This is a genomic window from Enterobacteriaceae bacterium Kacie_13, from assembly GCA_013457415.1.
In the GTDB taxonomy this organism is placed as follows: Bacteria; Pseudomonadota; Gammaproteobacteria; order Enterobacterales; family Enterobacteriaceae; genus Rahnella.
In genome coordinates this window covers 645,811-659,481 of record CP045665.1, presented here as the reverse complement: position 1 = coordinate 659,481, position 13,671 = coordinate 645,811, and the positions used below count along the sequence as shown (strand labels likewise).

The following is a 13,671-nucleotide window of genomic DNA, read 5'->3' as shown; positions in this document are numbered from 1 at the left end:
CTTGGACCCGGTACGCCACATTTGTGGTGACGCCTTCTAACAAATTGTATTGCTGCTGTATTTACTTCCTTTGTAGCAGAGTACGTCGTTTTATTCGGGCTTTTCATCGCCTTTCGATATAACACTCTGCGTCGTCACATCTAAGCAGTGCTTTACGCCACTGTTTCGTGAACACACATTTAATATAGTCAAGAATGTCCAAAAGAGTAGAGCGATCGCCGAATACAGACCCGAATGCAGACAAGTCTTAAGATTTCGCGGGAAATATGGCCGAATTCCGGTCGAAAAGATGAAAAAACGCACAGCAGGAAATGTGAGGGAGGTAACAGAATATAAGATAAAGTGCATAAAAAAGACGGCGCAGTGGCCGTCTTCAGGAAAAAAAACCGACGCTTACAAAAATTAATGCTCGCGGGTTTTACGGAATTTCACTTCAGGATAACGCTCAGAAGCCAGATTCAGATTCACCATCGTAGGGGCGATATACGCTAAGTTATCGCCGCCATCCAGCGCGAGGTTGGTTTCGTTCTTACGTTTGAATTCTTCGAATTTCTTCACGTCCTCACATTCAACCCAACGGGCGGTGGTCACGTTGACGGATTCGTAAATCGCTTCCACGTTGTATTCGCTTTTCAGGCGTGCCACGACCACTTCGAACTGCAGAACACCCACCGCGCCGACAATCAGATCGTTGTTAGCAATAGGGCGGAAGACCTGAACCGCGCCTTCTTCTGACAGCTGAACCAGCCCTTTCAGCAGCTGTTTCTGTTTCAGCGGATCACGCAGACGGATACGGCGGAACATTTCAGGGGCAAAGTTAGGGATGCCGGTGAACTTCATGTTCTCACCCTGAGTAAAGGTGTCGCCTATCTGAATCGTACCGTGGTTATGCAGACCAATGATGTCGCCGGGGAATGCTTCTTCCACGTGTGAACGGTCACCGGCCATAAAGGTCAGCGCATCGGAAATCACCACGTCTTTGCCTGTACGCACCTGACGTAGCTTCATGCCTTTTTCGTATTTACCGGACACCACGCGCATAAACGCCACGCGGTCACGGTGCTTCGGATCCATGTTGGCCTGGATCTTAAACACGAAGCCGGTGAATTTCTCGTCGTCGGCTTTTACTTCGCGCACGTCGGTTTTACGCGGCATCGGCGCAGGCGCCCAGTCCACCAGACCGTCAAGCATGTGATCAACGCCAAAGTTACCCAGCGCGGTACCGAAGAAGACCGGCGTCAGTTCGCCCGCGAGGAACGCTTCATGTTCAAATTCATGCGACGCGCCCTGCACCAGCTCCAGCTCTTCACGCAGCTGTTTGGCCAGATCTTCACCCACGGCGGCGTCCAGCTCAGGATTGTTCAACCCTTTCACCGTGCGCACTTCCTGAATGGTGTGACCTTTACCGGTCTGGTACAGATACACTTCGTCTTTATAGAGGTGATAAACCCCTTTGAATAACTTACCGCAGCCGATCGGCCAGGTAATTGGCGAACAGGCGATTTTCAGTTCGCGTTCGACTTCATCCATGACTTCCATCGGATCGCGAATATCACGGTCGAGTTTGTTCATGAAGGTCAGGATCGGCGTATCGCGCAGACGGGTCACTTCCATCAGCTTACGGGTACGATCTTCGACCCCTTTCGCGGCATCGATTACCATCAGACAGCAGTCGACAGCGGTCAGCGTGCGGTAGGTATCTTCGGAGAAGTCTTCGTGCCCTGGGGTATCGAGCAGGTTAACCAGACACTCTTTGTACGGGAATTGCATCACAGACGTGGTGATGGAGATACCACGTTGTTTTTCCATTTCCATCCAGTCGGATTTGGCGTGATGGCTGGAGCCACGGCCTTTTACCGTCCCCGCGGTCTGGATTGCGTGTCCGAATAACAGGACTTTTTCAGTAATAGTGGTTTTACCGGCATCGGGGTGAGAGATGATGGCAAATGTGCGGCGCTTAGCCACTTCAAGGGCGTATTCACTTGGAGACATGTTTTTCACGTTTCTGCGGTTGGTCCGCCCTGCATAGGATTTCACATCACGTCAGAAGGACGTCAGGCAAAGCGGTAATAAAAGTTATAGCCAGCTATTTTCACTGATTTAGACGGGATGGGCAATCAATGGTTTTTTTGTGCCTACCCCAGCGGCAGCGCCATCATAATGGCGTCTTCGCGACCTTGAGCGGCGGGATAGTAGTTGCGGCGTATAGAAAGTTCGTTAAAGCCGAGACTTTCATACAGCGCGATGGCTTTGGTGTTCGAGGCGCGAACTTCAAGCCAGAGAGTGAAAACGTCTTTCTGCTCAAGCTGTTGGATAACTTCTTCCAGCAACGTACGGCCCAACCCCTGCCGCTGGAACGCCGGATCAATGGCGATATTAAACAGCGTGGCTTCGTCGAGGACAATTTGCGTGATCGCAAAACCGGCCATCTCATCGCCCTGCATGATTTTGAGATTCAGATAGCGCTCGCCCTGATTGCTGGCAAGCGTGTTTTCCGTCCACGGGAACGCGTGGCTGGCCTGTTCAATCTGGAATGCGCGGGGAAGATCAGCGGGCGTCAGGATAGAAATCGGGTTCATTTTCACAAATCTGCTGCCAGAGCGCACGTTTGGCGCCGGCATCTTGATAAAGCTCGGCCAGAGCCGGGCTGGATAACTGCGTTCCGGCGAGTGTCAGCGGTTCGCTTAACCCCAGTCGCCAGACATTGCAGCGGGTATCTTCAGGCAACATCGTCACCTGTTCCGGCGTCAGGCGGTAAACCTGCTCGCCGCTAAGCGCCAGACTCAGCAACACGTCGCGCACCAGCGGATCATCTTCAGCGGGAGGCACGTCTGCAACGATCAGTAACTTAGTGTCCGCAGGCAGGCTGACGGCGACTTCGCCTTGCAAAACCGCAGGCCGGCGCAGCGTCCACTGGGTAATGCCCAGCTGTTGTAACAGCGTATCTCTTCTGGATGCCATGCCCGATCCCTGCCCGTTGAATAGCTAAAAAGCCCGGCTATGCTAGCAAACACATCGAACATGCGCCAATAAACCTCTATAATCGCCAGCCAAACCCTGAGGAGCCTTATCCTGATGTCTGCATTAACTCCGGCCAGTGAAGTCATACTGCGCCATAGCGAAGAATTCGAAGGCCGCCGCGTCCTGTTCGCCGGCGACCTGCAAGACAGCCTGCCTGCTGAAATTGACGCCGAAGAAGTCCGCGTCCACACCAACATGTATCACCACTGGCAAATGCTCAGCAAAACCCTGGGCGACAACGTGCAGTTCGGTTTACTTGCCGACGCTGAGCTTATCGCTCCTTGCGATGTACTGATTTATTACTGGCCGAAGAGCAAGCTTGAAGCCAAATTCCAGCTGTTCAATCTGCTCTCGCAGATGCCGGTTGGGATCGACGTTTTTGTTATCGGCGAAAACCGCAGCGGCGTCCGCAGTGCGGAAACCACGCTGGAAGGCATTTGTGAAGTCAGCAAAATCGACAGCGCACGTCGCTGCGGTTTGTATCATGGCCGTCTGGAAAAGCAGCCTGAGTTTAATGCTGATGGCTGGTGGGATGAATACATGGTCGAGGAAGTGACCATCAAAACCCTGCCTGGCGTATTCAGCCGTGAAGGTCTGGACAGCGGCAGCCTGTTGCTGATCAATACGTTTGAAGAGCCAGTCAAAGGCAAAGTGCTAGATATCGCCTGCGGTTCCGGCGTTCTGGCATCGGTGCTGGCGACGTACTCACCGAAGATGAAAATTACGCTCAGTGATGTGAGCGCAGCCGCTATCGAAGCCAGCCGCGCCACGCTTGCCGCCAATGAGCTGGTCGGCGAAGTGATTGCCAGTAACGTCTATTCCGACATTGATGGCCGTTTCGATATGATCATCTCTAATCCGCCGTTCCATGAAGGCCTGCAAACCAGCCTGCATGCGTCCGAACAGCTGATCCGTGGCGCAATCAGCCATCTGAACATCGGCGGCGAACTGCGCATTGTGGCTAACGCCTTCCTGCCATACGCTGCACTACTCGATGACGCGTTTGGCAGCCACGAAGTGCTGGCACAGAATGGCCGCTTTAAAGTGTACAAAGCCGTTCGTGGTCGCGCGCCGCGTGATACGAAAAAGAAAAGACGTTAATCAGCCGTTCACGTGCCTGTAGTGATGAAACGGGCACGTTGATCAGACACTGAGGATGCGCATCATTTCTGTGTTGTAGCGATCCCCTGCTGCCACGCGGAAAGGAAAGACTGCTTCGATCGCCGCGATTTCGGCTTCACTCAGGGAGACATCAAGCGCGGCGATGTTTTCCTCAAGATAATGACGACGTTTGGTGCCAGGGATCGGCACCATGTTCTCACTGCGCGACAACACCCACGCCAGCGCCAGCTGCGACGGTTTCACCCCTTTTTCCTGCGCCAGCTCTCCGATTTTCTCTGCCAGTTGCAAATTTTTCGCAAAGTTATCCCCCTGAAAACGCGGGCTCGCGAGTCGGTAATCATCCGCATCAAGATCATCAATCGAACGGATTTGTCCGGTCAGGAAACCGCGGCCAAGCGGGCTGTAAGGCACAAAACCAATGCCGAGACGTTCGCATGCAGGAAGGATCTCAGCTTCCACATCGCGCGACCACAGTGAATATTCGGTTTGCAGCGCCGTGATCGGATGAACTTTATTCGCCCGCTCCAGCGTGCTCACTGACACTTCACTCAGCCCGATGTAACGGATCTTGCCTTCTCGCACCAGATCCGCCAGCGCGCCGACCGTGTCTTCCACCGGCACAGTCGGATCCGGCCGATGCTGATAATAAAGATCGATAACGTCAGTGCCCAGACGCTTCAGGCTGCCTTCGACGGACTGGCGGACATAATCCGGGTGGCCGTTTGTGCCGCGAGCGTGAGGATTTGCCGGATCGCGCACAATACCGAATTTGGTGGCTAAGAAGACTTTATCGCGACGCCCTTTGAGAAAACGTCCAAGCAACTCCTCGTTGGTGTGCGGGCCATACACGTCGGCGGTATCGAGCATCGTTACACCCAGCTCCAGCGCGCGTTCCAGCGTCGCCAGCGACTCATTCTCATCCAGACCGGTGGTGTAAAAATCGCTCATGCCCATGCAGCCTAAACCGAGTGCAGAAACCATCGGACCATTCTTTCCAAGCTGACGTTGTTTCATCTGACTTTCCTTCTGACATGAATAGGGGAAGTAACGCAATGAAGTGTGGTTGTTGTGCCGGGAAAGATAAATAAGCGAAAACGTGCAAGACTATTCATTATTAGCGAACAATCCCGGAGACGACATGGATCAGGTTCTGGCAATGAAAATCTTTGTGCGCATCGCCGAGCTGGAAAGTTTTAGCCGCGCGGCTGAAGATCTGGTTCTGCCTCGCGCCACGGTCAGTACCACACTGAAGCGGCTGGAGCAGAGACTGGGGGTACGCCTGTTTTTGCGCACCACCCGTCAGGTGAAAATTACCGACGAAGGAAAAATTTATTATCAGCGCTGCCTGCAATTACTGGCGGCGCTGGAAGAAACCGATACGCTGTTCGCCCACCATAAAAATCAGCCCGCAGGCACCGTGCGCATTGATATGCCGCACTCGGTGGCGCGCGAACGAGTGATCCCGGCTCTGAAAGGGTTTTATCACCGCTACCCGCAGATAAACCTTATCCTCAGTGCCAACGACAACGCCATCAATCTGCTGGATCAGGGTGTAGACTGCGTAGTGCGCGCCTGGCCATCGGAAGACGATAATTTGCAGTCCCGCCATCTGACCGACTTAGTGCAGATTACCTGCGCGTCTCCGGCGTATCTGACGCAGTTCGGCATACCGCTTACGCTTGCCGATCTCGACTCGCATCATGCTGTCGGCTACTTTTTCGCCCACCAGCGCCCAGAAACGCATCTGGAATTTGTCACGGACAGCGGAACAGAAAAAATTCATCTCCACAGCCCCCTGACCGTCAGCGGTGCCGATGCCTACGTTGCGGCCGCGAAAGCAGGCTTTGGGCTGATTCAGGTGTCAAAGATGGCGATTGCGCAGGAACTGGTACAGGGCACGCTGATTGAAGTGCTGCCGGAGATCCTGCAGCCGCCGATGCCGCTGTACGTCATGTATCCGCCGGGTCGCTTTCTGGCACCCCGAATCCGCGTGCTGCTGGACTGGCTGATCGCACTATTCTCGGCGCAGGATTGTGCAGGGGAGCAAAAGAAGCTTAATGGAAAAATTGTTGAATAAATCATCAATTAACCTGGCGATAATATCACCCGCAGACCCATTGACCATGGATATGATGTTTTTTACGTCAAACGTCCGGAATGGGGGAAATAACTGTTGACGCCTGTAGGAAAATCTCTAGAATTCGCCCCCGTGGTTGTGTTACTTGCTGATGACATTCCGATGAATGGATCAACACAGTAATCAATTGGAACGCGATGGTGGCGGAATTGGTAGACGCGCTAGCTTCAGGTGTTAGTGTCCTTTGGATGTGAGGGTTCGAGTCCCTCCCTTCGCACCAATACAATCACGAGATTTATATTGCACGGCACGGTAAGCGATGGTGGCGGAATTGGTAGACGCGCTAGCTTCAGGTGTTAGTGTCCTTTGGATGTGAGGGTTCGAGTCCCTCCCTTCGCACCAAACCGGTGATATAAATCAGCAGTAAGCAGAATTCATCTGTGCGAAGGTGGCGGAATTGGTAGACGCGCTAGCTTCAGGTGTTAGTGTTCTTACGGACGTGAGGGTTCAAGTCCCTCTCTTCGCACCACATGAATCTGTTCTTCCGCTTTCCCTTCCTGCATCAACTCTCTCGTTTTCAAAAAGTAAAAAATCCCTGCTGCTTTACTGTGTTTTCTGTTTTTCATTGCGCTCGTTCCTTTTCAATAACAATCACTTATTGTTTTTCTCACTTCACTATAGACTAAAATTCAAAGTCACAGCGGCCAGACCGCCTGCCAGCGCCATAAAAGAAGGCAAAAGCATGTAGTGGCGCAACGTACGGTGGAAAAGCATACCCAGCGTGACCAGCATCGCTATCACCACCAGCACGCGCAGCTGATCGAGCGTCATGTGCGCCATCGCCAGTAACGGCATCAGTGCACAAGGCAACAGCACGCCCCAGCCGCTGGTCAGACGCTTACCCAGCACCCACACAACCGCCCAGATCCCACACGCCATGACAATCGCCGGTATCATAACCCTGCTCCAAACAATGATAATGAGAACCAATATCATATAGGATTTTTTCTCATTTACCACCTATTTGCGGCCTGCTACCTCGTTGAGGTGACACTTACAGATAAAAGTGCTAATTTTAAGACCGTCATAAAAATATTTGTTGCATACAATATTTATACAAATCTAATAATTACGCATAAAAACCATTAGCCTGCCAGCAGGAAATTAATAGCGGCATAGGACGATTAGATTTTTTATCTTTTCAGACCAATGACACACGAAAAATAGAGTAAATTTGATGATATCTCATTCCTATGATGAGTTGCTAAAAAGCAAACATCGACTGGCTATGTTGTTATTCTTTTTTTTAAATAGTGCCACAGCGCTATTTTCTATGGTTTATCCTCCGGAGAAAGCGACGTCTATTCCTGCTCCGCTGGTGATTATTTTTGTTCTTTGTTGTGCCGGATTAGTATTCTCTTTTTTCTCAAAGAAAAATTACTCGGCTCATCTGAATGTGTGCTCGATAATTGTCGGATTATTTTGGGCATGGCTCATCGCATTACGGTTTCAGGAAATTGGCGAAGTCGATAAAAACTATCTCCTGGTCAGTTTGCTCAGTATTTTCTTTATCAGCGCGATTGCCCTGTCAGATAATTTCCTCGCTTTTTGCCTCCATGCAATACCAGCGACACTGTGCGTTGTATTTTTGGATGATTTTCAGCACGTTGGCCGCATTTTATTCACTGTATCGCTGCCGCTGATTGGCCTGTGGTTGCACCACCTGATGCTGCGCCGCAGTGATGAATTTACCCGCAGGATGCTGGCGAATCTCTACAGTGAACGGGAAAAATTTAGCGATCTTAGCATGCTGGATCCGCTCACCGGACTGTACAACCGGCGCGGTCTGCAAAACAAGCTGGAGACGCTGTTCAGTCAGGCCTCAGGTCATTACGTGATGCTGCTCGATATCGACCACTTCAAAGCCTATAACGACAACTACGGCCACAGTATGGGCGATCAGGCGCTGGTGCGGGTGTCAACGGCTATCCGCGACGCCGTTCGGTCACGGGATGTCGTCGTGCGCTACGGCGGTGAGGAGTTTCTGGTGCTGATGTCCAACGTAAAACAGGAACACGCCGTGCGAATGGCCGAACGTATTCAGAATAAAGTGCTGGGGCTGAATATCCCGCATCTTTTTAATGCCGAAGTTTCCACGCATGTCACGGTAAGTGCCGGGCTGGCCGCGCTTGAGGACGGTAACTTTATTCATGCATTAGGTCAGGCCGATGTCTCGCTGTATAACGCCAAAAACAGTGGCCGTAATAAAATATTCTATGCGTGGGAAACAACGGAAAAACCACAAACATTGAGCGAAGAAAAATTGGCCTAAACATTAACATTGATAACAATGCATTCGTTGTTATTAATGTTATTTCTTTGAAATTTTTCTAATTCATATTTATGATCGCCGGGAAGATATTCACATTTCATGCATAACCATTCAAACCACAGTGGAAATGGGAAGCTTTGAGATAAGCATCCCGTTTAATGTCACTGGCAGAAGTCACTTTTTTCATCCCCCATAACCCGCCACAAATAACGTCTTATAAAGATATTCCTATTACATTAAAAATGCTGCTGACGACTAAAACGCTGTCGGTAATCGCGCGGCGACACGCCACAGGCGCGGTTAAATACCACCGAGAAGTAATTACTGTCATCGAAGCCACACTGCGCCGCAACATCACTGATCGTCATATTGCCGTATCGAAGTAAACTCATCGCCCGGCAAATCCGCAACTGCCGCAGGTAGTGCGTCACGCTCATGCCGGTATGCTGCTTGAACAACGCCCTTAAAGCACGAGGGTTAAGCTGATGCTGGCGACAGAACGTCTCCAGATGAAAAGGCTCGGCGATCCCCGCCCGCAGTGCCATCAGCAATAAATCCAGCTGATGGGCATCAGGCAGTACGCCGCTGTCAGGCTGATGGCGAAAGCGCAGTAGCAAAAGTGAAAGCTGCATCAGCAGGGCTTCGCTCAGCAGCACCGACAGCGGCTCCGATTTCATGCACTCTTTCGCCAGCTCATCAACTTTATCCCGCAACACCGACATCCCGAGCGTACTCAGTCGCCAGTAGCGCTGACCCTGCGGAGTATTTTCGCCGGGCAGCAGTTGCGCCCAATCCGCTGCCAGCCGGAAGCGTTCGCGGCAATACAGTACGTTATCCAGCGCCAGCATATTGACGGATTCATAGCTGTGACGGTCTTTGGCGTTGATATAAAACAGGTCGCCGCAGGTAATGGGATAAGGGATGTCATTCCAGATATGTACACCGTTACCGCGCCAGACGATCACCAGTTCGTCGAAATCATGGTCGTGACGGGGGAAATCCGCCTGCGGATGGCGTTCTGCCACCACCACAGAGTTCATCTCAGTCAGAAAGAAGTCATTTTTATTCAATTTCAGCGGCATAGCAGCAATCTCAAACCCGTTTGACAACAAAATAAACGAGACGGCTCAGGCACGCATTAACGTGAGCCGCGAGAGGTGCCGCTTAACGTAACTGGTCACGCATGAGTTTTGGCGACACCGAGAACTCCCGACGGAACTGCGTCGAAAAGTGGTTACTGTCACTGAATCCGCAGGCATAGGCGATATCGGTAATACTTTGATCGCTGTGGTGTAAACGGCGGCGCGCTTCAAGCAGGCGAAGACGGTTCAGGTACCGCTGCGGTGTCAGGCCGGTATAATGCTTCATCTGCCGGTGCAGGGTGCGCAGCGCCAGAGAAAAACGGTCGGCGGCCTCAGTCCAGTTAACTTCTTCACTGTAATGTGACTGGAGCCATTGCAACAGTTGATTGACCTTGTTTTCAGAGGTGTCTCGCAATTGTGGCTGGAAACAGTCCTGATACAGCAGGATCAGCAGCTGTAAAAACAGACTTTCGCGCGTGGCGATATGCTCCACCTCAATGCTGTCTGGTAGTGCTTCCAGTTGCGCGATGCACTCAAGCACCTGCGCCATAACATGCGGGCTGAGCTGCCAGTGAATTTGCGACTGATAATGGTGCTCCTGTGGCAGAAAATGGCCGATATCCTGGATAAACCGGAAAGCTTTAGGTGAGCGGAACAACACGTTGGTAAGGCGCAGATTCTCCACGTTTTCAAACAAGTGGTGATCGCTGGCACGCACAAAGCAGACGGTGCCGGCGGTCAGGGTATAGGGATTGTCATTAAAGATGTGCACGCCTGAGCCACTTTCCACCAGCATAATCTCGTGGAAATCATGGTAGTGCTCCGGGAATACGCTTTGCGGGAGACGTCGCTCGACCGTGACGGTCAGCTCAGGTGCCGCAAAATAATCATCACCCTTCAGTAATGTCATTTATAGCCTCCGGTTAGGGAAATTCATCATACGTTAGGAAATAACCCTACCCTGCGCCCGGCGTTCTTACCTTCAAACCACGGCGTTAAAAACGTCATAAACGGTCATTTTTTCAAGATTCCCTCTACTGTGATGCGGATCTGCGGCAACGATCACAAAGGCCGCCTGCGCGTTACCCGACGTTTTCATCGCCTTGTCCGGCAAGGCTTTGAGCTGAAGTGTGATCTGCCTCGCATCTACCTTTTTAATGCTGCCATCCCGCCAAAACCCGTGGCAATCACCGGAAGGTGAGCCCGAAACGCCTCCCCTAGACTGAGCAGCATATTCAATAAGGAATGGCTGCTATGAGAACCCACCATCTTGCCGCTATTGATCTCGGCGCTTCCAGTGGCCGCGTCATGCTGGCCACGTTTACCCGCCAGGCCCCTGACTCAGCGGCAACGCTGACGCTGAAAGAAATTCACCGTTTCCCGAATAACCTGACGCGCACTGACGGTAAGGATACGTGGGATCTGGATGATCTCGAGAAGCATATTCTGGAGGGATTAAACCGTCTCGACGCTTCCGGCATTCAGCTCGACGGCATCGGCATCGATACCTGGGGCGTGGATTTCGTGTTGATCGATAAACAGGGTCAGCGGGTAGGTCCGGCCGTAGCGTATCGCGACAACCGCACTGAAGGCGTAATGGCGCGGATGGAAAAGCAAATTGGCCGCCACGCGATTTACCAGAAAACCGGCATCCAGTTTATGCCGTTTAATACACTGTATCAGCTGCGGGCGCTGACCGAACAACAGCCTGAAATCACGAGCAAAGCCGCACATCTGCTGATGATCCCGGACTATTTTCTCTTCCGTCTCACCGGCCAGCTCAACTGGGAATACACCAACGCCAGCACCACGCAAATGCTCAATATTACCACCGGCGACTGGGATGAAGACCTGTTGAAACTGGCGGGCGTACCACGCCGCTGGCTGCAAAAACCTACTCAGCCTGGCAATTCTCCCGGCCTCTGGCACAGCCCGCGCGGGCGCAGCGTGCCAGTTTTCAGTGTCGCCACACATGACACTGCCAGCGCCGTTGTCGCGGCACCGCTCACCAGTTCGCACAGCGCCTATCTCAGCTCCGGCACCTGGTCACTGATGGGTATCGAAAGCCCGAAAGCGTTCAATCACGAAGATGCGCTACATGACAACATCACCAATGAAGGCGGCATCAACGACAGTTTTCGCGTGCTGCGTAACATCATGGGACTGTGGCTTTTTCAGCGCATCTGCCGCGAACTGAATATTCAGGATTTACCTTCGCTCATCACGCTGGCAAAAAACGTCCCGCCCTTTACCTATCTCATTAATCCAAACGAAAACCGCTTTATTAATCCGCCGTCGATGGTCAGCGCCATTCGCGAAGCCTGTCAGCAGGCGGGTGAAGCGGTACCAGAATCACCCGCCGAACTGGCGCGCTGTATTTTCGACAGCCTCGCCATGCTGTATCGCAAAATTGCGCTGCAGCTGGCGGATTTGCAGGGCGCGCCGCTGGAAGACATCCACATTGTCGGCGGCGGCAGCCAGAACCAGTTTCTTAATCAGCTGTGCGCCGATGTCTGTCAGGTCAATGTCAGCGCCGGGCCGGTGGAAGCCTCCACACTCGGCAATATCGGCTGCCAGCTGATGGCGCTTAGCGCGGTCAAAGACACTGCTGAATTTCGCCGCATCGTCGCCACAAACTTCGAGCAACACCATTATCTTCCCCGTATTCACGCGGATTTCGCTATTCACTGGCGCCGTTTTGAGGCGCTTTGTCACGTCAATGAGGAGCTCGCCGTATGACTTCATCAATCGATAACGCATGGACGCTTGCTAAAGAACGCTTTGCGCAGCTGGGCATTGATGCCGAAGCCGCAATCAAACAACTCGATACTCTGCCGGTTTCCATTCATTGCTGGCAGGGGGATGACGTCGCGGGATTTGAGAACCCTGAAGGTGGTCTGACCGGTGGGATCCAGGCTACCGGCAATTATCCCGGCAAAGCGCGAAACGCGCAGCAGCTGCGCGCCGATTTAGAACTGGCGATCTCCATGATCCCTGGTCCTAACCGACTGAACCTCCACGCTATTTATCTCGAATCAGACAAACCCATTGCGCGCAATGAAATCGAACCAAAGCATTTTACCGGTTGGGTCGACTGGGCGAAGAAGAACAAACTTGGACTGGACTTCAATCCTTCCTGCTTCTCTCACCCGATGAGCGCAGACGGCTTTACGCTGTCGAGCGCCAATCCGCAAGTCCGTCAGTTCTGGATTGAACATTGTCAGGCCAGCCGCCGCGTCTCCGCCTCGTTTGGCCGCGCGCTGGGCACGCCCTCGGTGATGAACATCTGGGTGCCGGACGGTATGAAAGACGTCACCGTCGACCGTCTGGCTCCACGCCAGCGCCTGATGAGTGCGCTGGATGAAGTGATTGCCGAGAAGTTTGATCTCAGCGAACACATCGACGCCGTCGAAAGTAAGCTGTTCGGCATCGGTTCGGAAAGCTACACCGTTGGCTCCAACGAATTCTATCTTGGCTATGCTGCCAGCCGTGGCACCGCGCTGTGCCTCGATGCAGGCCATTTCCATCCGACCGAAGTCATCTCCGACAAAATTTCTGCCGCGATGCTGTATGTGCCGCGTCTGCTGCTGCACGTCAGCCGTCCGGTGCGCTGGGACAGCGATCATGTGGTGCTGCTCGACGACGAAACGCAAGCCATCGCCAGCGAAATCGTGCGTCATAACCTGTTCGACCGTGTTCACATCGGGCTGGATTTCTTCGATGCCTCGATCAACCGCATCGCCGCCTGGGTGATCGGCACGCGCAACATGAAAAAAGCACTGCTCAAAGCTCTGCTGGAACCGACCGATTTACTGAAAAAACTGGAAGTGGAAGGCGATTACACCGCGCGTCTGGCACTTCTGGAAGAACAAAAATCGCTGCCGTGGCAGGCGGTCTGGGACATGTACTGCCAGCGCCACGACGTGCCGGTCGGCAGTCAATGGCTGGATGCCGTCCGCCATTATGAAACCAGCGTGCTGTCAAAACGCTGATCCATGCCTTATCGCACCGCCGAAAGCATTCACCTTATTTGCAGG

At 52.7% G+C, this 13,671-nt stretch carries 12 protein-coding genes and 3 tRNA genes; 8 read left to right on the top strand and 7 right to left on the bottom strand.

Annotated elements, in window-relative coordinates:
- Positions 1 to 402: 402 nt before the first annotated feature.
- The 3 genes from prfC to GE278_03025 form a co-directional block, all read right to left on the bottom strand.
- On the bottom strand, positions 403 to 1,992 hold the full coding sequence (gene prfC / locus GE278_03035; protein QLK59822.1) for a peptide chain release factor 3: 1,590 nt from the start codon (positions 1,990 to 1,992) through the stop codon (positions 403 to 405).
- 143 nt (positions 1,993 to 2,135) lie between these two features.
- Positions 2,136 to 2,579 (bottom strand): ribosomal-protein-alanine N-acetyltransferase, encoded by a 444-nt coding sequence (gene rimI, locus GE278_03030; GenBank protein QLK59821.1) that lies wholly within the window; start codon positions 2,577 to 2,579, stop codon positions 2,136 to 2,138.
- On the bottom strand, positions 2,548 to 2,961 hold the full coding sequence (locus tag GE278_03025) for a DNA polymerase III subunit psi (protein QLK59820.1): 414 nt from the start codon (positions 2,959 to 2,961) through the stop codon (positions 2,548 to 2,550). The genes rimI and GE278_03025 overlap by 32 nt, the downstream gene beginning before the upstream one ends.
- A gap of 114 nt (positions 2,962 to 3,075) precedes the next feature.
- Here GE278_03025 and rsmC point away from each other — a divergent pair, with 114 nt between their 5' ends.
- Positions 3,076 to 4,122, top strand: coding sequence for a 16S rRNA (guanine(1207)-N(2))-methyltransferase RsmC (rsmC, locus tag GE278_03020; GenBank protein ID QLK59819.1), 1,047 nt, complete (start codon positions 3,076 to 3,078; stop codon positions 4,120 to 4,122).
- A 42-nt stretch (positions 4,123 to 4,164) separates the two neighbouring features.
- On the opposite strand, the gene GE278_03015 is transcribed toward rsmC, so the two are convergent.
- Positions 4,165 to 5,157, bottom strand: a complete 993-nt coding sequence (locus GE278_03015; protein ID QLK59818.1) for an aldo/keto reductase — start codon at positions 5,155 to 5,157, stop codon at positions 4,165 to 4,167.
- A gap of 124 nt (positions 5,158 to 5,281) precedes the next feature.
- On the opposite strand from GE278_03015, the gene GE278_03010 reads away from it, so the two are divergent.
- From GE278_03010 to GE278_02995, 4 genes are all read left to right on the top strand, one after another.
- A complete protein-coding gene (locus GE278_03010; GenBank protein ID QLK59817.1) occupies positions 5,282 to 6,220 on the top strand; it encodes a LysR family transcriptional regulator in 939 nt (312 codons plus the stop codon).
- A gap of 194 nt (positions 6,221 to 6,414) precedes the next feature.
- A tRNA-Leu gene (locus tag GE278_03005) sits at positions 6,415 to 6,500 on the top strand.
- A gap of 36 nt (positions 6,501 to 6,536) precedes the next feature.
- A tRNA-Leu gene (locus GE278_03000) sits at positions 6,537 to 6,622 on the top strand.
- A gap of 40 nt (positions 6,623 to 6,662) precedes the next feature.
- Positions 6,663 to 6,749 (top strand) — tRNA-Leu (locus tag GE278_02995).
- Between the two features lie 146 nt (positions 6,750 to 6,895).
- Here the strand turns inward: GE278_02995 and GE278_02990 are convergent.
- The gene (locus GE278_02990; protein ID QLK59816.1) at positions 6,896 to 7,177 is read right to left on the bottom strand and encodes a DUF1435 family protein; all 282 of its coding nucleotides are present in this window, start codon (positions 7,175 to 7,177) and stop codon (positions 6,896 to 6,898) included.
- 280 nt (positions 7,178 to 7,457) lie between these two features.
- On the opposite strand from GE278_02990, the gene GE278_02985 reads away from it, so the two are divergent.
- Positions 7,458 to 8,552 carry a diguanylate cyclase gene (locus GE278_02985; GenBank protein ID QLK59815.1) on the top strand — a complete coding sequence of 365 codons (1,095 nt, stop codon included), beginning with the start codon at positions 7,458 to 7,460 and terminating at the stop codon, positions 8,550 to 8,552.
- Positions 8,553 to 8,788: 236 nt separating this feature from the next.
- Here the strand turns inward: GE278_02985 and rhaR are convergent, their stop codons facing one another.
- Positions 8,789 to 9,634, bottom strand: coding sequence for an HTH-type transcriptional activator RhaR (gene rhaR / locus GE278_02980; GenBank protein QLK59814.1), 846 nt, complete (start codon positions 9,632 to 9,634; stop codon positions 8,789 to 8,791).
- Positions 9,635 to 9,716: 82 nt separating this feature from the next.
- Positions 9,717 to 10,544: an HTH-type transcriptional activator RhaS gene (locus GE278_02975; GenBank protein ID QLK59813.1), complete on the bottom strand. Its 828-nt coding sequence runs from the start codon at positions 10,542 to 10,544 to the stop codon at positions 9,717 to 9,719.
- Between the two features lie 344 nt (positions 10,545 to 10,888).
- Between GE278_02975 and rhaB the strand changes: the two genes are divergently transcribed.
- Together rhaB and GE278_02965 are read left to right on the top strand one after the other, a co-directional pair.
- Entirely contained in the window at positions 10,889 to 12,373 is a 1,485-nt protein-coding gene (rhaB, locus tag GE278_02970) for a rhamnulokinase (protein ID QLK59812.1), read from the top strand.
- On the top strand, positions 12,370 to 13,626 hold the full coding sequence (locus GE278_02965) for an L-rhamnose isomerase (GenBank protein ID QLK59811.1): 1,257 nt from the start codon (positions 12,370 to 12,372) through the stop codon (positions 13,624 to 13,626). Before rhaB ends, GE278_02965 begins: the two co-directional genes overlap by 4 nt.
- Positions 13,627 to 13,671 lie beyond the last annotated feature (45 nt).